18 protein-coding genes, 3 tRNA genes and 1 pseudogene are annotated in these 22027 nt (G+C 56.3%); 14 read left to right on the forward strand and 8 right to left on the reverse strand.

The window, feature by feature from the left end; translation table 11 throughout:
- Window positions 1-980: 980 nt before the first annotated feature.
- The 3 genes and pseudogenes from ACT3TP_RS17020 to ACT3TP_RS17030 all read left to right on the forward strand — a co-directional run bounded on the left by ACT3TP_RS17020 (window position 981) and on the right by ACT3TP_RS17030 (window position 2569).
- Window positions 981-1145, forward strand: a complete 165-nt coding sequence (locus ACT3TP_RS17020; RefSeq protein WP_255248292.1) for a hypothetical protein — start codon at window positions 981-983, stop codon at window positions 1143-1145.
- A 282-nt stretch (window positions 1146-1427) separates the two neighbouring features.
- A complete protein-coding gene (locus tag ACT3TP_RS17025) occupies window positions 1428-1676 on the forward strand; it encodes a hypothetical protein (RefSeq protein WP_444621140.1) in 249 nt (82 codons plus the stop codon).
- Between the two features lie 189 nt (window positions 1677-1865).
- A pseudogene (locus ACT3TP_RS17030) lies at window positions 1866-2569 on the forward strand (ATP-binding protein).
- Window positions 2570-4872: 2303 nt separating this feature from the next.
- On the opposite strand, the gene ACT3TP_RS17035 reads toward ACT3TP_RS17030, so the two are convergent.
- From ACT3TP_RS17035 to rpmH, 8 genes are all read right to left on the reverse strand, one after another.
- The gene (locus tag ACT3TP_RS17035) at window positions 4873-6033 is read right to left on the reverse strand and encodes a ParB/RepB/Spo0J family partition protein (RefSeq protein ID WP_096282900.1); all 1161 of its coding nucleotides are present in this window, start codon (window positions 6031-6033) and stop codon (window positions 4873-4875) included.
- Between the two features lie 184 nt (window positions 6034-6217).
- The gene (locus ACT3TP_RS17040; protein ID WP_255248295.1) at window positions 6218-7189 is read right to left on the reverse strand and encodes a ParA family protein; all 972 of its coding nucleotides are present in this window, start codon (window positions 7187-7189) and stop codon (window positions 6218-6220) included.
- Between the two features lie 134 nt (window positions 7190-7323).
- A complete protein-coding gene (gene rsmG, locus ACT3TP_RS17045; RefSeq protein WP_096282904.1) occupies window positions 7324-7965 on the reverse strand; it encodes a 16S rRNA (guanine(527)-N(7))-methyltransferase RsmG in 642 nt (213 codons plus the stop codon).
- Between the two features lie 44 nt (window positions 7966-8009).
- Window positions 8010-8537 (reverse strand): Jag family protein, encoded by a 528-nt coding sequence (locus tag ACT3TP_RS17050; protein ID WP_096282905.1) that lies wholly within the window; start codon window positions 8535-8537, stop codon window positions 8010-8012.
- A gap of 2 nt (window positions 8538-8539) precedes the next feature.
- Window positions 8540-9499, reverse strand: coding sequence for a membrane protein insertase YidC (yidC, locus tag ACT3TP_RS17055; protein WP_096282906.1), 960 nt, complete (start codon window positions 9497-9499; stop codon window positions 8540-8542).
- The gene (gene yidD, locus ACT3TP_RS17060; RefSeq protein WP_096282907.1) at window positions 9499-9876 is read right to left on the reverse strand and encodes a membrane protein insertion efficiency factor YidD; all 378 of its coding nucleotides are present in this window, start codon (window positions 9874-9876) and stop codon (window positions 9499-9501) included. Before yidD ends, yidC begins: the two co-directional genes overlap by 1 nt.
- The gene (gene rnpA / locus ACT3TP_RS17065; protein WP_096282908.1) at window positions 9876-10226 is read right to left on the reverse strand and encodes a ribonuclease P protein component; all 351 of its coding nucleotides are present in this window, start codon (window positions 10224-10226) and stop codon (window positions 9876-9878) included. Before rnpA ends, yidD begins: the two co-directional genes overlap by 1 nt.
- A 64-nt stretch (window positions 10227-10290) precedes the next feature.
- Window positions 10291-10428, reverse strand: coding sequence for a 50S ribosomal protein L34 (rpmH, locus tag ACT3TP_RS17070; protein ID WP_096257183.1), 138 nt, complete (start codon window positions 10426-10428; stop codon window positions 10291-10293).
- Window positions 10429-10941: 513 nt separating this feature from the next.
- Between rpmH and dnaA the strand changes: the two genes are divergently transcribed.
- From dnaA to ACT3TP_RS17125, 11 genes are all read left to right on the forward strand, one after another.
- Window positions 10942-12378 (forward strand): chromosomal replication initiator protein DnaA, encoded by a 1437-nt coding sequence (gene dnaA / locus ACT3TP_RS17075; protein WP_096282910.1) that lies wholly within the window; start codon window positions 10942-10944, stop codon window positions 12376-12378.
- A 467-nt stretch (window positions 12379-12845) separates the two neighbouring features.
- Window positions 12846-13973, forward strand: coding sequence for a DNA polymerase III subunit beta (gene dnaN, locus ACT3TP_RS17080; RefSeq protein ID WP_096282911.1), 1128 nt, complete (start codon window positions 12846-12848; stop codon window positions 13971-13973).
- 59 nt (window positions 13974-14032) lie between these two features.
- On the forward strand, window positions 14033-15196 hold the full coding sequence (recF, locus tag ACT3TP_RS17085) for a DNA replication/repair protein RecF (protein ID WP_444621141.1): 1164 nt from the start codon (window positions 14033-14035) through the stop codon (window positions 15194-15196).
- Window positions 15189-15716 (forward strand): DUF721 domain-containing protein, encoded by a 528-nt coding sequence (locus tag ACT3TP_RS17090; protein WP_096282912.1) that lies wholly within the window; start codon window positions 15189-15191, stop codon window positions 15714-15716. The genes recF and ACT3TP_RS17090 overlap by 8 nt, the downstream gene beginning before the upstream one ends.
- A gap of 342 nt (window positions 15717-16058) precedes the next feature.
- Window positions 16059-18056: a DNA topoisomerase (ATP-hydrolyzing) subunit B gene (gene gyrB / locus ACT3TP_RS17095; protein WP_217990321.1), complete on the forward strand. Its 1998-nt coding sequence runs from the start codon at window positions 16059-16061 to the stop codon at window positions 18054-18056.
- A 60-nt stretch (window positions 18057-18116) separates the two neighbouring features.
- On the forward strand, window positions 18117-20744 hold the full coding sequence (gene gyrA, locus ACT3TP_RS17100; RefSeq protein WP_096282913.1) for a DNA gyrase subunit A: 2628 nt from the start codon (window positions 18117-18119) through the stop codon (window positions 20742-20744).
- On the forward strand, window positions 20741-21355 hold the full coding sequence (locus ACT3TP_RS17105) for a DUF3566 domain-containing protein (protein ID WP_096282914.1): 615 nt from the start codon (window positions 20741-20743) through the stop codon (window positions 21353-21355). The genes gyrA and ACT3TP_RS17105 overlap by 4 nt, the downstream gene beginning before the upstream one ends.
- A 118-nt stretch (window positions 21356-21473) precedes the next feature.
- Window positions 21474-21547: transfer RNA gene (locus ACT3TP_RS17110), tRNA-Ile, on the forward strand.
- A gap of 31 nt (window positions 21548-21578) precedes the next feature.
- Window positions 21579-21698, forward strand: a complete 120-nt coding sequence (locus ACT3TP_RS17115) for a DLW-39 family protein (protein WP_217990318.1) — start codon at window positions 21579-21581, stop codon at window positions 21696-21698.
- Window positions 21699-21706: 8 nt separating this feature from the next.
- A tRNA-Ala gene (locus ACT3TP_RS17120) sits at window positions 21707-21779 on the forward strand.
- 100 nt (window positions 21780-21879) lie between these two features.
- A tRNA-Ala gene (locus ACT3TP_RS17125) sits at window positions 21880-21952 on the forward strand.
- Window positions 21953-22027: the final 75 nt, after the last annotated feature.

Here is a 22027-nt window from a genome sequence, read left to right on the forward strand (position 1 = left end):
ACGTCGCAGGTGACATGAGAGGACCTGGTGGATCTGCCCGATTACTCGTAGTGAGTTCCAGAGTCACGGCGGGAGCAGCCAGTGCTTCGATTGAATGTTCGCATCGATGCGTCGAGTACCACATCTGAATAAGCGGCCTCTTGTCCCAGGCCGACTGTCGGCGAATAATCACAAGTGCACAGTCATCGTATTTGAGCGAAACTCCAAGTAACTCTCGAATAGGCAAATACCCGACTACCTGCAAACGAGAACGAATGGCAGACACCGGGCGTTTAACAGGCGCCTCTCCCCTGCACATCAAGGATTTACATTTCGATTCGCACATGTACTGATTGTTCGACGTACTGGAAGCTGATCACGCTCACTGAAATTCCCCACTTCTGCTCACCGAAATTCTCCACCTCGTGTTGACCCGCCCATGAGGGCGGGCCTTCCTCGAAACTGATGGCCTCTGACCACACACCAGTTCTTGAGAAAGGCCCGCACTTCCATGTTGAACGGAGGAAAGACGTGGATATCCACGCGTTGAAAAAGAATGAGCATCAGTGAGATCGCCCGCCGCACGGGCGTGACCGCAAGACCATAAGTGCGTACCTCACCGGGCAACGGGAAACCGGGAAACGCCAACGCACCACCGACCCGGTCGACGCCTTCGATGACTACATCAGGACACGCCTGATCGAAGATCTACACCTCTGGGCGCAAACACCGATGGACGAGCTGCAGAACTTCAATTTCGCACTTTCCTACCCGTCATTGACGAGAAATATTCGGGCCCGGAACCTGCGTCCTGCCTGCCAATCCTGCAAGAGCGTGCTGCAACGACCAACGCCGTCAACGAGTACCCTCCCGGTGAAGAAACCCAATGGGATTTTCTCGAGCTGCCCGATCCGCCCGCCGGATGAGGCATGAAGGAAGTGTTGCTGCTGATCCGGTCCTTGGCGGACTCGGGCCAATGACGGTCCGTGCTGGCGCCGTCTATGGACCAACGGCACTTCTTCGAGGCGATGATCATCATGCAGGATCTGCTCGGCGGGGTGAACAAGTTCTGGTGTATTGACCGACTGTCCACGGTCTATAACGTCTCCAGCAGGGACGATAACACCGAGTTCGCGACCTACACCAAGCACTATGGGTCCAGATAGCAGCGCGTCCTCCTCGTTCGGAACAACGCTAGTGCGTGATGGAGAAAAACAACCACACCGCCGCCCAAGGTGGTGTCGGACCTTGCCTGATGAGACCACCTTCGAATAGGCGCAGAGCTCCGTCTAGTGCTTTGCCGCCTCCCAAGATGCACGCGACAGACGCATCCCCGCGGGGAAAACCACGTGCAAGGCCATGTCCGCCGCCGAGCACCTCGGCTCCCCGGCCGCCCCGTGCCCGGTGATCCAGACCGAAATCCGCACCGCCTCGAGGCAGCCGCCCAAGTGATGATCAGCCACCGTTTGGGCACCGGCCATCTCGATATCGCAGTCACAGACGGAACCGTTATTGCCCGACACCAGCGCGCGGCCAACAGATTGGGTGACACCATCAGGGACATGGGCAACGTGATCGCGTTGAACCAGGCGTCCATGGCCGGGGCCAACACCGCACGTCCCCATCGTCGCAGGAAACGGATCCCGCGGGGAATCGAGCCCCTGGCTGCCGCCGCAGTCCTTCGCGAAACACCTTAGTACACCTTGGCATCTGCTACGAATCCCTTGGCCGCCTACGAACGCGCCGCCCAGGGAAGGACCCGACTCTCATGAACGAGAGCACCTCAATCTCCTTGGCCGATCCGCCCCAGACGTGCATCTACCAACAGCTGCGTCCTACCTGACCGTGCACACGCTTACGGCCTCGGCTGAAGCCCTGCCCGGGTCATGTCCGTGGACATCGACAGGGAAGAATCCAGGAGGCTGGCCGGCAGACTGCGTTTCGCCAGCCTTCCCACCGAGGCACGGCTGGACACCTTCGATCTTGTCCTTGCCCAGGGCATTGACCTGTCCCTGCTCAACGAACCGGGAACGTGTCGGTGGATCGAGACGGCGACTAACGTCCTGCTGATTGACCCGCCCGGCGTGCGGAAAACGCACCTCGCGCGGGCCTGGGGCGGGCAGCGGGGAGCCGGATACCGCGTCCATTTCGCCTCCGCGGCCGAACTGGCCGCACGCTGCCACAAGGCCGCCATCGACGGGCACTGGTCATCGACCATGCGCTACTTCGCCGGCCCCACGCTATTGATCATTGACGAGCTGGGTACCCTCCCACTCCCGGGGCGTCGGCTTCGGCCCTGTTCAAGGTGAGCAATCAGCGGTATTTGAAAACCAGTATCGTCATCACGACCAATCGGCCTGTTGGTGCTTGGAGCGAGATCATCGGGGATGCCACCCTTGCCGAGCCCATGCTCGGCAAGCTTTTGCCTCGGTCCGTGGTGCTGAACCTCGACGGGGGAATCGTATCGGTTGCACAATCATCATGCCGCCCAACAACTCAGAAAGGCCACTACCGGGACGCAAGCAACTCTGCTAGTTCAGCTCTCGTGAGCTGGGGAATTTCGGTAATCAACTCTGGGGAATTTCCATGAGCCCCATCAACGCAAAACTACTTCCGATGCCAGCCGATCCATGGCGCCATGTTTCACGTGAAACAGCGCATGCCTCGCCTCCAAGATATTCTGATTTTTTGAATACAAATCAGAGATTTGACGGAACCAGCATCAGTCGCGCCTCCCAATTTTGAACCAACTACGCTCGAGCATTCGGAACCCGGATTAAACCTACGGTCAAATATCAGCGTCCTCGACGCCACTGAAAAGCCGATGATTCTATTCCTGGATACATGAGTTTTCGGAGCCTTGCGAGCCACCGAACATTGCCTTTCTATACGGACTTCTAGAGTCGCATGAACGCTCCCGAGCTAGCGAGGAAGCAACACAATCCGTTCAACGCGCCTCGATTACTTCGACGCCAAGAAGGAAGAACCCTTCGGTTATCTACCATCCTTGAGAAAGAGGGAATGCCGGTTCCTTCTTTCGAACGCTGGCAACTGGGTTCTTTCAAGCCGCTGAGTCTTTGCTGGTGCCGAACAGCTATAAACCTACTTGTTCTCGGACTCCAAAATTACGATGGACAGCTATACGCGATGCGACGAAAATGAAAATCGCTGTCCACGGACAATGCTGATGCAATCATTGCTCGGCCTGTTCACAAGAAAATCATGCCCGTAGTCCGTTGACGGTACAGAATTGATGAAGCACTGAGTTACCACAGGATGCGCAACTCCGAAGGCTGGTGGGCCTCACAGCATGGATGATGCTTATGTGCCACCCCTAGGCTGCACTTAGGGTCCCGAGCAACTGGCTATTCAACGGTTCTAGGTAATGAAACTAAGTAGATCAGCGGATCCCAGTGGGATCAATAATCACTGGTCATCCAAGTCGCCCTAACCGATCCCCTGGATCACGTAGCCTACGGCACCACCCCCGTTAGGAAGGTATCGGCGCAGTATTCGAGTCTAGTGAATGACTGACCTCTGACAGAAACTCATTCTTCCGGTATTCAATCGCGCCGTTGGTTCCTACCTGAGTTTACTGGAACCGCCTTTAACGAATAATTCCGAGCCCTGGCGAAGTCACAATATGGGACACCCCCGAAGGCAAGAACCGCAATATTTCCCCGCTCGAATCAAGATATGTTCGCTGCATAGTCTTAATCGCTTTTCGACAAGGACTACTGGTCCACAGCGGCAATAACGCTGGCTCCTAAAGGCAATACTGCATGATCCCCAAGTCTACTAATATTCACCAGTCATGAGTTCTCAAAACATGATCGTCGTTTTCCCGGAAATTAGTTGGCACCCCTTCAAGCGACAGGAACCTGTTGGCGGCCATGAAGGACCGCCCAAAGGCAGACAGCGGAAATGTACATCAACGGTCACCTATAGCGACAACCTTCTAAGCCATCGCATTCGCCGTTCGAATGATCAAAGTCCGCCTTCTTATCCACGACACACTTCAAGATAGATACTGCTGTTAACCGTCGCATTATATGAACACGACTGGGCCACCCAGATGGTCAACGGCTCCCCTATCGTGCATCTATCAGTCATGGCCAAATTCGAGTAGTAAACGACTTGATCACTTATTGCGTCTCCCAGCTCTACGCATCCATGCTGAGCCAACCATCAGATTATCCCAAGTGCACCTTGAACGGCATAGAGTCTAGCTTGTTGCGGCTTGACCTACCCTCATGTGAGCTTGTTCAAGAGCATTCGATATGACATTCATGCTAGGCGTCGAAAATTGCTTCAATCAGAGGTGCAGCTACCGCCCTCGTGTATCCACGACTACGCGACCAACGAGCAGACTACTGACAGCTCCGAAGGTGAACACTTGAGGGTTTGCCTGCGCGAATCAAAACAACGGTTTCAACAGTACTGATTGAGAAGAGACTTCAGCCACAAGGAATCCTAGATCAAACAAGTTATATCGGACCGTTTTTTGGTTTAGCAAAGCCAATCACGGTTCAATGAGGTCAAGATTGGGTGGAGTCCGAATACTAAGTAGAGAACTGTCAGGCGCCGGAGTGTTCCGCTTTTCGGTATATGTGTTTTCACGGGTCACCACTGATCTGTTTCCTCGGCTGACAGGGGTGCATCATCCTCGGCTAATGATGCTGGCCTTCTAGGGGCCCGTGCGGCTCTGTGCAGCCCCTCAGAAGCCATGTACAGCCTAGTTTGGGCAACTCCTCCAGTCGCGGCAAGTTTGACCCGTTAGTGAGCGCGCAAGGGGCGACCAGAATGTCCGGCTCGCTGCACGTAGGTGGATAAGAAATAGCGGCGTCGGGTATGTTTCACGTGAAACATACCCGACGCCGCTAGAGCAAGAAGCTACTTCTTCAAATCCGGATCTAAGACTTCCATGATTCTATTCAGGTCCTCAACCGAGGCAAATTCGATGCTGACTTTACCTTTTTTGCTACCTAATTGGATCTTGACGCTTGTGTCCAAACGATCAGCCAGCGACGTGGCCAAAAAATCAAGTCGCTCGTTACGTTGGTTCTCTCGTGGTTTAACGGTCTTCTTAGCTGGCTTATCACCGCTAAGTGCTACCGCCTCCTCCGTAGCACGGACTGACAAACCTTCATTGACGATACGTTGTGCAAGCTGCTCAATAGCTTCACCATTGGATAAACCGAGTAGTGCACGTGCGTGCCCGGCTGATAATACGCCGGCGGCCACTCGTCGCTGCACTAGGGCTGGCAGCTTCATCAGCCGGATTGTGTTCGAAATCTGCGAGCGTGATCGCCCAATGCGATCCGAAAGTACTTCTTGAGTGCAATTGAATTCTTCAAGAAGCTGCTGGTAAGCCGCGGCCTCTTCAAGTGGGTTGAGCTGCGAACGGTGAAGATTCTCAAGAAGTGCATCACGAAGTAGGTCGGTATCCAGCGTATCTCGGACGATAGCCGGAATCGTAGACAGTCCTGCGGCCTGGGTCGCCCTCCAGCGACGCTCACCCATGACCAGTTCGTACGGTGCATCGTTGTCTTCGCGCGAGGGGCGAACAACAATTGGCTGGAGCAGGCCAATTTCCCGAATCGAATGGATGAGTTCATCCATATGTTCCTGGTCAAAATTTGTTCGGGGTTGCTTACGGTTCGGATGAATCTGGTCAACGCTGAGTTCAGCAAAACGAGCTCCCGGTACGTCTACCAAGCCATTTGCTGGCTCCTCCAGCACCGTTCCCCGATCGTTACTCTGCGGGACAGGTTCGGTCTTGCGCGGCGCGACAGTCGTGTTGAGTCCAGGCATTGCCGCCCGAGGCTTCTTCGCACTCTTTGCAGGTGCCGCCTTCGGCGCAGAGGAAGCCGACTTGCGTCCCGGCTCAAAGAACATGTCTACAGGACGAGCTGTCTTTGTCTTGCTCTGGTCGGAGGCAGGTGTCGATGTTTCACGTGAAACATCGTCTTTAATCTCTGTCACAGCCCCGGATGGCGAACTGGAAATCAGCGCACCAAGCCCTCTGCCTAAGCCACGCTTCTTGTCAGCCATATAGCGGCACTCCTTTTCATCCAAATTCTCAACCCACGACTAGTCTACTGTTTACGTGACTAACTAGGGGGATGTTGACAATTTTCCTTTTAGGGAGTCACGGGTCTATTGAAGACGTAGCTTCTATCCTAAAAACAACGAAAAACAAGTGAATTTCAGACCTTGTTATCTAGAATGATCTATCTTAGGATTTTACCGCTCGTTCGGCGATCTCTATGGCTGCCTCCATATAAGACAACGCGCCGGTAGAGCTCGGGTCGTAAGTAATTACGGTCTGCTGGTAACTCGGGGCTTCCGAGATGCGTACAGATCGAGGTATGACAGCACCGAGAACTTGCTCTGGGAAATGTTCCCGCACTTCGTTGGCTACCTGAGCCGCCAAATTGGTCCGGCCGTCATACATGGTGAGCAGTATCGTGGAAACAGTTAATTTTGAATTTAAGTGCTTTTGAATCATCTCTATATTCTTCAAAAGCTGGCTCAGACCCTCCAACGCGTAGTACTCACACTGAATTGGGATGAGCACTTCCCTGGCAGCCACAAATGCGTTGACAGTCAATAGACCCAAACTCGGTGGGCAGTCGATGAAGACGTAATCCAGACGAGGAAGTCCCTTGCGTTGACGAGTGCGAGCATAGTCATCCAATGCTCGCTGCAGTCGCTGCTCTCGGGCCACCAGAGAAACTAGTTCAATTTCAGCACCCGCGAGGTGAATAGTTGCCGGAGCCACTTCCAATGTGGGTAGGTCAGGGCAAGTCGCAATGACATCTGCCAAAGGAAGGTCATTGATAAGCACGTCGTAAATGCTATCGACTTCCGAGTGATGCTCAATGCCTAGTGCCGTCGATGCATTGCCCTGCGGGTCGATATCGATCACTAGAACGTTCAGTCCGCTCTTGGCCAAACCCGCCGCAAGGTTAACTGCCGTGGTCGTCTTGCCGACTCCACCCTTTTGGTTGGAGATAGTGAGGTATCGAGTCTTCGGCGGCGTCGGGACTTCGCGCTCCGAAATCGCTTCGCGGCGCCTGTGTTCATTGGCCAGCTGACTAGCTAACGGCGAAGAAGAATCATTAAAGTCAAAAACGTTGCTCGACGAACCTTTAGCCTTGGACAAAGGTGAAACTCCTCCTCGTGAAATGATGCGTCCAAAATCCATGAACCCACCGACGATGTTTCACGTGAAACACGCTAAAACAAACGTCTTAGTATGCGTTCAATCTGAATTTCGAAAGATACTCAGGTCTTGGGTTATTCCGCATCTAAAGCTACTTAAAGACTAACGCCTAAGTATTAACCAACCTTGATTTGAACCACCGTGGTGACTTCTTCCAGCATGTCTTCACCGACAGTTACTACCTTGGTTTCGGTACCACCAAGCTTGCGAATAACCTTCTGCGCCTTATCAATTTCTTCTGCGGCAGAACGTCCCTTGATGGCGATAAGGTCACCCTGACCGTGCAGCAATGGGATGGTCAGGCCTGCAAGGTTACTCAACGCCGAGACCGCTCGTGCAGTCACATAACGGGCATTGATGGTCTCAGTCATCTGCTCGGCGCGTCCACGCATCACGGTCACATTGTCCAGACCGAGGTCGTCGATCACTTCTGTAAGCCAGATGCAACGGCGCTCTAAGGGTTCAATCAGCGTCAGCTTGAGATCCGGACGTGCGATGGCCAAGCACAGGCCAGGCAGGCCCGCACCGCTGCCTACATCGGCTACTTCAGCATCGCGCTCCATCAACGACTCGATCACGGCACAGTTGAGCACGTGGCGGGACCACAGACGAGGGACTTCACGCGGGCCAAGCAGCCCTCGTTCAATGCCTGACGTAGCTAGGTGCGCTACGTAGCGCTTAGCAAGATCCAGTCGGTCGCCGAAAATCTTCTCGGCAGCTACGGTCTCCGCTGCTGTAAGGCTGAGGTCCTCAGTCATTGCATAGTTCCTTTGAACGATTGAAAACGCGCGGTGCGAATTACTTAGTTATCCAACGTCGATACAACGATGTGCCGACGGGTGGATTCACCTTCGGATTCCGAATGTAGTCCTGCATCCGCAATGACATCGTGAACAAGCTTGCGTTCGTACGCGCTCATCGGATCGAGGTGTACTGGCTGTCCCGAATTTCGTGCTTCGGCGATGGCCTGCGTGGCAAGCTGCTGCAGTTCTTCGGCACGGTTTGAGCGGTAGCCGGCGATGTCCAAGACTAGGCGTGAACGCTCGCCAGTGGCATTGAGAGCAGCCAGGCGGGTTAGTTCCTGCAGTGCATCGAGTACCTCACCGTCCTTGCCTACGAGGCTGTTCAGATCGGTGGTAGCTTCGTCAGCAACGATGGAAATGTACGTTCGTCCGCCACGGATTTCGATGTCGATGTCGCCATCGAGATCGGCGATATCCAACAGTTCCTCTAGGTAGTCCGCGGCAACATCGCCTTCGTCGACTACCTCTTCATTTTGCTCGACCTGATCGGTCAGCTCAGTTACTTCGGTGTTCTCAGTTGCAGTCATGACTACTTCTTCCGGCGATTCTTACGCTTTGGCTGCTCGCGCTGGCCCTTAGGTTCTTCGATCGCTGGGGTCTCGGACTCATCCAGCTTCTTCTGTCCCACAGGAGGCAAACCCTTGGCAGCGCGACGAGCGTTAAGTTCGCGTTCTGCTTCAGAGCCTGGAGTTGGGTTGTTGCGAATGACCCAGAACTGCTGTCCCAAGGTCCAAAGGTTCGATGCGGTCCAGTAGATCAGCACGCCAATTGGGAAGTTAATACCACCGATGCCGAAGACCAGAGGCAAGATGTACAGCATCATCTTCTGCTGCTGCATGAACGGGCCCTGCAGGGCTTCCTGGCTCATGTTCTTGGTCATCAGCTGGCGCTGGGTGAAGAACTGCGAGGCGGTCATCGCGAGGATCATGATGACAGCAACGATGATTACTGCCCAGTTGATGGCACCGGAGTTGATGGTGCCCAAGAAGGTCTCGGAAAGCGGCGCCCCGAGGATCGAGGACTGGTCGAAGCTGCGGATGTGATCTGCGGACAAGGCACCGATTGAACGGCCGTCATCGCTGGCACGGGAAGCTTCGTTAAGCACGCGGAAGAGTGCGAAGAAGAATGGCATCTGCACGAGCAGAGGCAGGCAGGAAGACAGTGGGTTGGTCTTGTGCTTCTTGAACAGCGCCTGCTGTTCTTGCACCATGGCCTGACGCGACATCTGGTCGGTCTTGCCCTTGTATTTCGCCTGGAGCTTGCGCAGGTCGGGCTGCAGCGCCTGCATCGCACGCTGGCTCTTGATCTGCTTGACGAAGACCGGAATCAGCAATGTACGGATGAGCAGAACCAGGAAGATGATGGACAAGGTCCAGGTCACTCCCGAGCCCCCGTCCATACCCATGATGGTGAACAGTTCGTGGAAGGCCCACAGGACCCACGACACGGAATACGTGAACGGAGTCAATATGGTGTCTAGAAAGTTCATTAGCGGTCAAGCTCCTTGTGGCCGCTATCCGCGGCGTCTTCATCGTCGGGAATCACAGGATGATTCAGAACTATGATCCTCGGCAGTTTACCTTCAGGCCAAATCCGTGGACCCTCCGGAACGTGGTCTACGCCTCCGTGGGAAAATGGATTGCACCTGAGAACCCGCCAGGCAGTCAAAACGATGCCTTTGACGGCACCATGCTGAGTCACCGCTTCGAGCCCATAGGCAGAACAGCTAGGAAAGTATCGGCATACATCGCCATAAATTGGCGAGATGATCTTTCGGTAGAACTTAAGAAACCCGATAAGAAGATTGCGTGGAATATCAATGATGAACCACACCGGTCCGGTTCGGAAAGCTAAGTCCTTACGCATCAGCGGACCTCTGTTTTACGAAGCACGGATGCGAAAGCAGTGTTAACCTGCGTTCGCAGCTCGTCCCAGGAGAGCTCGGCGGCTCCAGGAAGGGCACGAACGACGATATCCAGGTTTCCATCCACGCGCCTAAGCTCGTGGGCAACTTCGCGCATGCGACGTTTCGCCAGGTTCCGCTTAACCGCAATTCCCACTGCCTTGGAGACAATAAATCCAAACCGGTCCCCCACGACCCCTTCGGGGCGAGGGCGTGCATATAGCACGACGTTCCGGCGTCCGCTTCGGGCGCCGGAACGTACAGTGACTGTAAGGTCTTGCGCTAGGCGCAATCGCTGATTCTTTGGCAACATTTTTGGCCTAGACGGATCTAGTTAAGTCCATCAGAACTATGCAGCCAAAAGCTGATCCACAAATTTATGCGGAAAGCTCGGTGCGGCTCTTGCCGCGACGAGCCGAAAGGATTGCGCGACCCGCACGGGTACGCATACGAAGACGGAAACCGTGCTTCTTAGCACGACGACGGTTGTTTGGCTGAAAAGTCCGCTTGCTCACGGTGACACTCCAAGAAATTTAAGTGATGCGCCGTACCCGCTACTAGCTAGCTGGATAACAACAGGCTGACGCTCGTTCTTTATAAAATGCGTGATTTCGCGGGCTCTTCTAAAAACTGAGCAGGTCACAAAACGCACACATAGGACTGAATAACGATAGGAAAATTCGAGCCGTAGGTCAAATTGGCGCGCGGTAACAGCGTCCCTGTGAATATCAGAGCGTTACCTGTGAATAATCTACCCCAAACTTGTGGATTACGACAGCTTTCAACAAAAGGCAACTCACATTTTGGCAGGAAAAACCACGTCAAGGCGTCCCTGAAAAGCCTAGATTTCAAGGGAAAAGACGTTTTCCACAGCCAAACTGCTAACTTTTTCCACCGGACTGTGCATAACCATGTGGATAGTGGATAGAATCAATGGTGATGGCATCGCCAAAATGGCGAAAATAAAGCCCGAAATCGGGTTTTGTGTGATCAACATTGCATTAAATGATGGAAGTGAGACGCCCTTAGTGAGTAGCGACGAGACCAATAGTATTGGGAGCTCCTGGCGCCAAGTCATTCGCAAGATTGAAGACGACGATCGGGTCAAGGCCCGCCACCGTCCGTTTGTGTCCTTAGCCAAGCCCCAGGGTCTCATCGGAAGCACCCTTCTTGTTGCAGTGCCAAACGACCTCACCCGCGACATTCTGCAGACTCAACTGCGCGAGCCGCTGGATCAAGCACTGCGCGAAGTCTTCCAGGACGATATTCGTTGCGCGGTAAGCGTCGACCTGTCTTTGGCCGAAGACGTCGAACAACCGGTCGAAGAAAAACCAGCACCTGTTTCCACACCCGCCCCGGTTCCGGAGACTCCCGGCCCACGTCCACAGCCGGCGCCCCAGCCAACGCCCCCTTCGAATTCCCAAGAGTTCGGTCGCCTGAATCCGAAGTACATATTCGATACCTTCGTGATCGGCTCATCGAACCGCTTTGCGCATGCGGCCGCCGTTGCCGTTGCCGAAGCTCCTGCAAAGGCCTACAACCCGCTATTCATCTATGGCGATTCTGGCTTGGGCAAGACGCACCTACTTCATGCGATTGGGCACTACGCGCGTCACCTCTACAAGGGCATTCGTGTTCGCTACGTGAATTCCGAAGAATTCACCAACGATTTCATCAACTCCATCCGTGATGACGAGGGCGCCAGTTTCAAACAGACCTACCGCAATGTCGACATTCTGCTGATTGACGATATTCAGTTCTTGGCAAATAAGGACGCGACGCAAGAAGAGTTCTTCCACACCTTCAATGCCCTGCACAATCACAATAAACAGGTAGTGATCACCTCCGACTTGCCACCTAAGCAGCTCCAGGGCTTTGAAGATCGAATGCGTTCACGCTTCGAATGGGGTTTGCTTACCGATATCCAGCCGCCTGAACTGGAAACTCGAATTGCGATCTTGCGCAAGAAGGCGGATGCCGAGAACCTATCTGCCCCGGGCGACGTAATGGAATACATCGCTTCACGCATCTCTACTAATATTCGTGAGCTCGAGGGTGCCCTCATTCGAGTGACGGCCTTCGCCTCATTGAATAACCAGCAAGTAGACCTTGCCCTGGCCGAAACCGTTCTGAAGGATTTGATCAGCGCCGATGGTGCCCAGGAGATCACGCCCTCAACCATCATCAAGCAGACCGCCGAATACTTCGGCTTGAGCATTGATGAGCTGAACAGCAAATCACGTACTCGAACGCTGGTCACTGCACGTCAGATCGCTATGTACCTGCTGCGGGAGTTGACCGACATGTCTCTGCCAAAGATCGGTGCCGAACTCGGCGGACGTGACCATACCACCGTGATCCACGCGGATCGCAAGATACGTGAACTGATGGCCGAACGTCGTGCGATCTTCAACCAGGTGACGGAGCTGACAAACCGCATCAAACAAAGCCAGCGCGAGCACTAATTCACGAAAATCACAGCTGTGGATAAGGCTGTGGAGTACTTGGAGACAACCTGCGCATAACAAGCCCCTCGAGTGTGGACTGCGAAAAGAGTGGCACTGAGTTTCAACAGGGTGCTGGAACTGAGTGTCACTCCCAGTCACAGATTGTTCACATGCACAATTGGTTCAATCTATGGGATCGAGACGGTTATCCACAGTATCCACAGGGGTTATTAACACTACTTCCTTTAAACACTTATTCATCCAAATAACGAGTCCTCTCCCCGTACACCCGTTTTGAACGATTTTTTGTTCATAAGTTCGCTGCACTGCACACCCCGGAACCTTCTATGAAGCTTCACGGGGAAAGTCGTGGCAAGATTAAGTGGAGATATCGTGTAGCTACCTGCTCTATGCTTAAGAACTTGGCGGGAAACAAGCTTCTTGGCCTGACTTAAGACTTATGGGTTCCGAAAGGCGGATTTTTCGTGAAGTTCAGCGTTGAAAAGGATGTATTGGCAGACGCCGTTTCTTGGACCGCAAGGTCTCTAGCGCAGCGTCCACCATCTCCAGTGCTTGCTGGCATTTTGATCACTACCCATGAGGGCATCGTCCGCCTTGAGGGTTTTGATTACGAGATCTCCTCCCATATTGAAATACCTGCCGACATAGCCGAACAGGGTGAAGTGCTGGTTTCTGGCAAGCTTCTTGCGGAAATTACCCGCTCTTTGCCGAATTCAACTGTGACCCTGGAAACCGATGGCACGAAGATTACGGTCTCCTGTGGACGTTCTCGTTTCCATTTGGCAACCATGCCCGTGGATGAATACCCGACGCTTCCTGCACTTCCAGAAGTTGCGGGAACCATTAATGGACAAGCCTTCTCCGAAGCCGTATCGCAGGTCATCGTTGCTGCGTCCAAAGACGATACTCTTCCGGTTCTCACCGGCATCAAGGTAGAAATCGTAAACGATCTCATTACCTTCCTGGCTACCGACCGTTACCGCTTGGCGATGCGCGAACTGAACTGGTCCCCTAACCAGCCAGAAGTTTCTACCTCATTCTTGATCAAGGCGAAAACCTTGAGTGAAGTCGCGAAAACGCTTTCGAGCGCCGGTGATTTGAAGCTGGCTATCAGCCCCAACGGCGAAATGATTGGTTTCGAAAGCGCCAATCGCCGAACCACATCGCTGCTGATCAATGGTGACTACCCAAAGATTCGTTCGCTGTTTCCGGACAACACCCCCATCCATGCGACCGTTCGTACCAGCGATCTCATCGAAGCAGTACGCCGAGTCTCAGTGGTTGCCGAACGCAATACCCCGGTTCGCATGGCTTTCACCGACGGTCAGCTGACCCTGGATGCGGGAACCGGCGAAGATGCCCAGGCCGAAGAGGCAATCGTTGCTTCGCTTCGGGGTGAAGACATCACCGTGGCGTTCAACCCCACGTTCCTGAGCGAGGGCCTAGGCTCCTTCAACACCGACTACGTGCGCTTCTCCTTCACCAGCGCACCTAAACCTGCAATGATCACCGGTCAGAAGCAGATCGACGAAGACGATCAGGACCAGTACCGGTACCTGGTCATGCCAGTTCGATTGCCAAACTCGAACTAGCAACAACCTCGCGGTGGATGGCCTGGCCATCCACCGCTCCGCAGATTCCAGGACTCTCGGTGTATATCTCGCAGCTTTCCCTCACGAGCTTTCGCTCGTACGTGCAGGCCGACGTGCAACTTGCCCCGGGCATTAATGTGCTGGTCGGCCCCAACGGTGTGGGCAAAACTAACATTGTTGAGGCCATCGGCTATCTAGCGAATCTTTCCTCGCACCGGGTCAGTAACGATGCCCCGTTAATTCAATTCGGTTCCGAACGCGCACTGATCCGCGGAACCTTGCATCGCGGTTCCCAGACTTCCTCGCTCGAGGTGGAAATTACCAGCGGCAAGATCAACCGTGCCCGGATCAATCGGGCTAATCCGGTGCGAGCACGTGAAATTCTCGGACTCGTTCGAACGGTCCTCTTTGCTCCTGAGGACCTTGCCCTGATCAAGGGCGATCCCTCAAACCGTCGCCGCTTTCTGGACGAGATGCTCATCTCCCTGCGGCCCATCGAAGCCGGCACCAAAAACGACTACGAGCGAATCGTGAAGCAACGCAATGCGTTGCTGAAATCGATCCGCGGGAAATCCAAGTTGAATTCCTCGCAGGAAAGTACCCTGCAGGCTTGGGACATGCAGCTTGCGAACTGCGGGGCACGCCTCATCCGTGGACGGCTGAATGTCTTGGCGCTATTGCGTCCATACATGGAAGCCGCCTATGCGGATCTCGCCGATGGCAAGAAGCACGCCGGTGCAATCTATCGCTCCTCGCTCGAGGGAGAGACCGATGAGAATTCTCTTCCCGTCAACGATCTCGAGGGAATGGGCCAGGGCGAGATTCGGGAATTATTGCTAAATTCCATCGAAGCAAACCGATCACGCGAATTGGATCGCGGAATTTCTCTCTTCGGCCCACATCGGGACGATCTGACGTTGACCTTGGGTGCGACCCCGGCGAAGGGCTATGCCTCACATGGAGAAACCTGGTCGTTTGCGCTCGCTTTGCGTTTGGCAGCCTACCGGGTCTTTGGCGATGACGATCCTCGAACCGGCTCGGGTCCGATCCTGATCCTCGATGATGTCTTTGCGGAGCTGGATGCGACTCGACGGGACAGGCTGGCTCATATTGTGTCCGGGGCCGAACAAGTTCTTGTCACGGCCGCGGTTGCAGCCGATGTCCCTGAAGCCTTGAAAGGGCATTTTTTCCAAGTCAGCCCCGGCCGGGTCAGCGATGTCTGAGGAAGAGCTCGACTCGGCTAAAGCGCTGCTCAATCGAATGCGCAAGCTTGCCGAGGAACGCGGAGAAGCGAGAATCGATGCGGCCCGAATGGAACGGGTGAAGAAACGGCAGACGGCTCGTCGCGGATTTGCCGCTCCCAAGGGCGCCGCAAGCGTGGGATCTGCCCGGGACCCGCATGCCATCGGCGAAATCGTCAACAGAATGTCCAAATCCCGTGGCTGGAATACGCAAGTTGCCGTCGGTTCGGTTCTTGGCCGGTGGGCAGAACTTGTCGGAGAAAACGTTGCGGCGCACTGCAAACCTGAATCCTTTGAAGATACGGTGGTCGTAGTGCGCTGCGACTCAACCTCCTGGGCCACTCAGTTACGCCTACTCAGCCACCAAATTTTGAAGAAAATCGATGCCGAACTCGGCCCAGGGATCGTGACCGTCATCAAGGTTCTGGGCCCCAATGCCCCGTCGTGGCGGCACGGAATGCGTTCGGTCGCCGGGCGTGGACCACGGGACACCTACGGATAAAAATGCTGGCACGGCATATGGCGCTCTAACGGACCCGGTGGCTGGCTCCCCCCTCACCGGATCGCCCTCAACGGCTCAGAGAGATGATTCTGTGGCTGCCACAGCCGATTTGAGCTTCAGGATCCCTATATATTTTGCCAAACGCGGTAGAATTAGCGGTAGTGAATGCGCGTTGTGCAGGTACGCCCTGCGCTCGTTGCACCCGACCATGATTTCTTGATACGCACCTCACTCAGGAGCGGCAGGGAATCGCGCGCCAAATTCGAGGAGTTCGTAGCACAAGTGTCTACCGAAAACGCTTCACCGCAGGAACCGGCCGAAAGCCAAGTACCCGCGGAATCGATGACTTCCAAAGTCGAACACACATATGGCGCCCAGGACATTACCGTCCTCGAAGGACTCGAAGCGGTACGCAAACGTCCGGGCATGTACATCGGTTCCACCGGTCCACGAGGCCTGCACCACCTGGTGTACGAGGTTGTCGATAACTCCGTCGATGAGGCATTGGCAGGCTACTGCGACACCATCGACATCACCTTGCAGGACGATGGTGGTGTCCGTGTCGAGGACAATGGACGTGGCATTCCCACCGACATGCACCCAACCGAAGGGAAACCTGCCGTAGAGGTCGTCATGACGATCCTGCACGCCGGCGGTAAATTCGGCGGAGGCAGCTACGCGGTTTCCGGCGGTTTGCACGGTGTGGGCATTTCCGTGGTCAACGCCCTCTCCCGCCGCGTCGATACAGTGGTGCGCCAGAAGGGCCATGCCTGGCGGATTTCCTTTGCCAACGGCGGGGTCACCACCCTGCCGCTGACCAAGGGCGAAGAAACCGACGTCACCGGCACCACCCAGACGTTCTACCCGGACCCGGAAATCTTCGAAACCGTGGAGTTCGACTTCGAAACCCTGCGTGCCCGCTTCCAGCAGATGGCGTTCCTGAATAAGGGACTGCGTATCCGCCTGACCGATGAACGCGTCGTCGAAGAGGTCGAAGCCGAGGTCGAGGAAGAGCGGGAGAACCAGGTCGTCAAGCCCCGCGTGGTCGACTACCTGTACAAGGACGGCCTGCTGGACTACGTCAAGCACCTGAATTCCGCCAAGAAGGTCGAGCTGGTGCACGAGGAGGTCATCGCCTTCGAGGCCGAAGACACCGCCCGCGGCATCAGCGTTGAAATCGCCATGCAGTGGACCAGCGCCTACTCGGAATCGGTGCATACCTACGCGAACACCATCAACACCCATGAGGGCGGTACCCACGAGGAAGGCTTCCGCGCGGCGCTGACTGGGCTGCTCAACCGCTACGCGCGTGAGAACAAGATCCTGCGCGAGAAGGACGACAACCTCTCCGGGGATGATGCCCGCGAAGGGTTGACGGCGGTGCTTTCGGTGAAGCTTTCCGAACCGCAGTTCGAAGGCCAGACGAAAACCAAGCTGGGCAACTCGATGGCCCGCGGCTTCGTCCATGGTGTGGTCAACGACGAACTGGGCGACTGGTTCGAGCGCAACCCGAATGTGGCCCGCGACATCATCCGCAAGGCCCAGCTCGCCTCCCAGGCGCGCATGGCAGCCCGCAAGGCACGCGATAATGCGCGCCGCAAGTCGCCGATGGAATCCTTCGGCATGCCCGGCAAGCTCTCGGACTGCTCCTCGAAGAACCCCGCCGAGTGCGAGGTGTTCATCGTCGAGGGTGACTCCGCAGGCGGCTCGGCCAAACGCGGACGCGACCCGCACACCCAGGCCATCCTGCCGCTGCGCGGCAAGATCCTGAACGTCGAGCGTGCCCGACTGGACCGTGCGCTGGGCAACGCCGAGGTGCAGGCGATGATCACCGCCTTCGGCACCGGCATCGGCGAAGAATTCGACATGGCCAAGCTGCGCTATCACAAGATCGTGCTGATGGCCGACGCCGACGTCGACGGCCAGCACATCACCACGCTGCTGCTGACGCTGATCTTCCGCTTCATGCGTCCGCTGATTGAACACGGCTACGTGTACCTGGCCAGCCCGCCGCTGTACCGCATCAAGTGGACCAACGCGGCCCACGAGTACGTCTTCACGGACCGCGAACGCGATGATGCCCTGGTCAAGGGCGCCGCCGCGAATAAGCGCATCCCGAAGGAAAACGGCATCCAGCGCTACAAGGGCCTGGGCGAGATGGACTACTCGGAGCTGTGGGACACCACCATGGACCCGGCCCATCGTGTTCTGCGCCAGGTGGCCATGGATGACGCGGCCGCCGCGGATGAGGTCTTCTCCGTGCTGATGGGCGAGGACGTAGAGTCCCGCCGCAACTTCATTCAGCAGAACGCCAAGGACGTGCGCTTCCTGGATATCTAACTCGCGCTCCGCGCAGCGAAACGATAACCAGTAACGAATTTTGACTTGTAAAGGGATGAAATGAGCGACGAGCAAACCCCGGGGAACGAACCGTTGGACGGGGAAATCGTGCCCGCACTTGAGGGCCACGACAAGATCGACCAGATCGATCTGCAGACCGAAATGCAGCGGTCCTACCTCGACTACGCGATGGCCGTGATCGTGGGCCGCGCGCTGCCCGACGTGCGCGATGGGCTGAAGCCGGTGCACCGCCGCGTGCTGTACGCAATGTACGACGGCGGCTACCGCCCGGACCGTTCATACAATAAGTGCGCCCGCGTGGTCGGCGAGGTCATGGGCCAGTACCACCCGCACGGCGACACCGCGATCTACGATGCGCTGGTCCGGCTGATCCAGGACTGGGTGATGCGCTACCCGCTGGCTCTGGGCCAGGGCAACTTCGGCTCTCCGGGCAACGATGGCGCCGCCGCCCAGCGTTACACGGAAACCAAGATGGCCCCGCTGGCCATGGAAATGGTCCGCGACATCAACGAAGACACCGTTGATTTCCAGGACAACTATGACGGCAAGAACCAGGAACCATCGGTGCTGCCGGCACGGTTCCCGAACCTCTTGGTCAACGGTTCCTCGGGCATTGCGGTCGGCATGGCCACCAACATTCCGCCGCATAACCTGCGCGAGGTCGCCGAGGGCGTGCAGTGGTACCTGCAGAATCCCGACGTTTCCCGCGAAGAGCTGCTTGCCGCGCTGATGCAGCGGGTCAAGGGCCCGGACTTCCCTTCCGGCGCGATGATCCTGGGCACCAAGGGCATCTCGGATGCCTACCGCACCGGCCGTGGCTCGATCACCATGCGTGCAGTGGTCAACGTCGAGGAAATCCAGGGACGCGCCTGTCTGGTGGTCACCGAACTGCCGTATATGGCGAACCCGGATAACCTCGCGGTGAAGATCGCCGAGCTGGTCCGCGACGGAAAGATCGCCGGCATCGCCGATATGCGCGACGAGACCTCGGGCCGTACCGGCCAGCGCCTGGTGATCGTGCTCAAGCGCGACGCCGTGGCCAAGGTGGTGCTGAACAACCTCTACAAGCACACCGAGCTGCAGTCGAACTTCTCCGCGAATATGCTCGCGATCGTCGACGGGGTGCCGCGCACCCTGCCGCTGGATGGCTTCATCCGCCACTGGGTGACCCACCAGATCGAAGTGATCGTGCGCCGCACCAAGTACCGGCTGAAGAAGGCCGAAGAAGAGGCCCACATCCTGCGCGGCCTGCTCAAGGCCTTGGACGCCTTGGACGAGGTGATCGCGTTGATCCGCCGCTCTTCCACCACCGAAGCGGCCCGCGACGGACTGATGGAACTGCTGGACATCGACGAGGCGCAGTCCCGTGCCATCCTCGACATGCAGCTGCGCCGGCTGGCCGCCCTGGAACGCCAGAAGATCCAGGATCGCCACGCCGAGCTGGAAACGATGATCACCGAATTCAAGGAAATCATCGGCGATCCGCAGCGCCAGCGCACCATCGTCTCAGAAGAACTTGCCGAGATCGTGGACAAGCACGGCGACGACCGCCGCACCAAGGTGCTCATGGGCTTCGACGGCGATATGAACGTCGAGGACCTGATTCCCGAAGAGGAAATGGTGGTCACCATCACCCGCGGCGGCTATGTGAAGCGCACCCGTATCGACAACTACCGTTCGCAGCAGCGCGGCGGCAAGGGCATCAAGGGCGCCAACTTGCGCGGGGATGATGTGGTGGAGCACTTCTTCGTCACCTCCACGCACAACTACCTGCTGTTCTTCACCAACCATGGCCGGGTGTACCGCACCAAGTGCTATGAATTGGCCGAAGCAGGACGTGACGCGAAGGGCCAGCACGTAGCCAACGTGATGGCCTTCCAGCCCGATGAGCACATCGCCCAGGTGCTGGATCTGCGTACCTACCAGGATGCCGAGTACCTGATGCTCGCCACCCGCAACGGCCTGGTGAAGAAGACCCGGCTGGAGGATTACGACACCAACCGCACCGCCGGGGTGATCGCCATCAACCTGCGCGAAGATGACGAATTGGTCTCCGCTCAGCTCGTTAGCGAATCAGATGACGTGATGCTCGTCTCACGCAAGGGCCAGTCGGTGCGCTTCACCGCGAACGATACGGCGCTGCGTCCGATGGGCCGCGCCACCTCCGGGGTGACCGGAATGAAGTTCCGCGAGCACGACGAACTGCTCGCCGCCGAGGTGGTCCGCGCGGACTCCTTCGTCTTCACCGTCACCAACGAGGGCTATGCGAAGCGCACCACGGTCGAAGAATATCGTGTGCAATCACGCGGTGGTTTGGGCATTAAGGTCGCCAAACTCAACGAGGAACGCGGCGAATTGGTCGGTGCGTTGATCGTTGACAACAGCGATGAGGTGCTCGTGGTGATGGCCTCGGGCAAGGTCGTCCGTTCGGCAGTTTCGCAGGTCCCTTCCAAGGGCCGCGACACCATGGGCGTGATCTTTGCGAAGCCCGATAAGAAGGACCATATTATTGCGGTTGCCAAGAACTCTGAGACGGAGCTCGAAGAGAACTTGGAGGAAGATGCCGTAACGTTGAATTCAGAAAACATGACAGATGAGTCATCTGCTGTGCCTGAAATCGCTTCGGACGCACAGAGCGATGACACCGATAACGGAGGTAACGCATGAGCACGCCCTCGACGCCTCGCCCAAGTGGCAGCGCCCCGAAGAGCGCAGCGCCGCGACCTACCCAGGTAAAGCGCCCAGCGCCAACCTCGAATGGCAACCGTCCAACCGGCGCCCGACCGGCGCCGACCGGACAGCAGCGCCCAGCTTCCGGAGCACCGCGTCCAGCCGCCGGGGCACCGCGTCCGGGAACCGGCCAGCAGCGCCCAACCCAGTCGCAGGAGCGCCTCGTCCGCCCGGCACCGAAGGCGAAGGTGCGCAAGGCGCGACTGCTAGCTTCGAAGGTTGAACCGTTCTCGGTACTCAAACTTGCCTTCCTGCTTTCGGTAGCTTTCGGTGTGATCACCGTGGTGGCATCCGTTGCTATCTGGGCACTGCTGGATTTGACCGGAACCTTCGATTCCTTCAACCAGCTGATGCGTGACGCAATCGGCGCCGAGGGAACCTTCGACCTGCGAGATGTCGTCTCGCTGGGCCAGGTGGCCTCGTACGCAACGATCATCGCGGTGATCAATGTTGTGGTGATCTCCGTGCTCTCGATGCTCGGAGCGGTGTTGTACAACATTGCTTCCTCGCTCGTTGGCGGCGTCGGAGTCACCCTCACCGACGACTAAGAACGTGCTAGTCGAGCCCGGGATTGATGCTGTGATGCATGACACCCGGGCTCGATTTGTATCTTCATGCAAACCCCGGTAAAGTTTTATTTCGTTCCGAAGGGAATGAAAAAGGTAAGGGCGTATAGCTCAGGCGGTTAGAGCGCTTCGCTGATAACGAAGAGGTCCCTGGTTCAAGTCCAGGTACGCCCACCGAATCCTTACCGACGAGAAAGAGGGTAGAATGAAAAAGCTCCTGATTCTCGGGACGATTGCGGCTGCTGCGGTAGTCCTAATCAAGAAGGTCAAGGATTCTTCGGAAATCAAGGAAACCTGGCAACAGGTTACCGACAAGGTTTCCTAACGCTTTTCGGGGCCTTAGCTCAGTTGGTAGAGCGCCTGCTTTGCAAGCAGGATGTCAGGAGTTCGAATCTCCTAGGCTCCACAGGTTAGATTGGCGGAAAGCGATCAGCTTTCCGCCAATTCTTTTCCAAAGACGAGGTGTGGATTCCTCGGAAAGTGAAAATCTTTCGATAACAGAATACGGGGCCTTAGCTCAGTTGGTAGAGCGCCTGCTTTGCAAGCAGGATGTCAGGAGTTCGAATCTCCTAGGCTCCACAGCATGAAAAGGGCGGAAAGCGATCAGCTTTCCGCCCTTTTTCTTTACCCAAGAGCCACGAAACAATCAATTCG

Source organism: Glutamicibacter sp. AOP38-B1-38 (assembly GCF_052377485.1).
Classification (GTDB): Bacteria; Actinomycetota; Actinomycetes; order Actinomycetales; family Micrococcaceae; genus Glutamicibacter.

Excerpts from the sequence above, each read along its gene's own strand:
- ACT3TP_RS17020 (WP_255248292.1), top strand. The coding sequence starts at position 981 with ATGGACCAACGGCACTTCTTCGAGGCGATGATCATCATGCAGGATCTG.
- ACT3TP_RS17035 (WP_096282900.1), bottom strand. The coding sequence starts at position 6,033 with ATGGCTGACAAGAAGCGTGGCTTAGGCAGAGGGCTTGGTGCGCTGATT.
- ACT3TP_RS17040 (WP_255248295.1), bottom strand. The coding sequence starts at position 7,189 with ATGGATTTTGGACGCATCATTTCACGAGGAGGAGTTTCACCTTTGTCC.
- rsmG (WP_096282904.1), bottom strand. The coding sequence starts at position 7,965 with ATGACTGAGGACCTCAGCCTTACAGCAGCGGAGACCGTAGCTGCCGAG.
- ACT3TP_RS17050 (WP_096282905.1), bottom strand. The coding sequence starts at position 8,537 with ATGACTGCAACTGAGAACACCGAAGTAACTGAGCTGACCGATCAGGTC.
- yidC (WP_096282906.1), bottom strand. The coding sequence starts at position 9,499 with ATGAACTTTCTAGACACCATATTGACTCCGTTCACGTATTCCGTGTCG.
- yidD (WP_096282907.1), bottom strand. The coding sequence starts at position 9,876 with ATGCGTAAGGACTTAGCTTTCCGAACCGGACCGGTGTGGTTCATCATT.
- rnpA (WP_096282908.1), bottom strand. The coding sequence starts at position 10,226 with ATGTTGCCAAAGAATCAGCGATTGCGCCTAGCGCAAGACCTTACAGTC.
- ACT3TP_RS17090 (WP_096282912.1), top strand. The coding sequence starts at position 15,189 with ATGTCTGAGGAAGAGCTCGACTCGGCTAAAGCGCTGCTCAATCGAATG.
- gyrB (WP_217990321.1), top strand. The coding sequence starts at position 16,059 with ATGACTTCCAAAGTCGAACACACATATGGCGCCCAGGACATTACCGTC.
- gyrA (WP_096282913.1), top strand. The coding sequence starts at position 18,117 with ATGAGCGACGAGCAAACCCCGGGGAACGAACCGTTGGACGGGGAAATC.
- ACT3TP_RS17105 (WP_096282914.1), top strand. The coding sequence starts at position 20,741 with ATGAGCACGCCCTCGACGCCTCGCCCAAGTGGCAGCGCCCCGAAGAGC.
- ACT3TP_RS17115 (WP_217990318.1), top strand. The coding sequence starts at position 21,579 with ATGAAAAAGCTCCTGATTCTCGGGACGATTGCGGCTGCTGCGGTAGTC.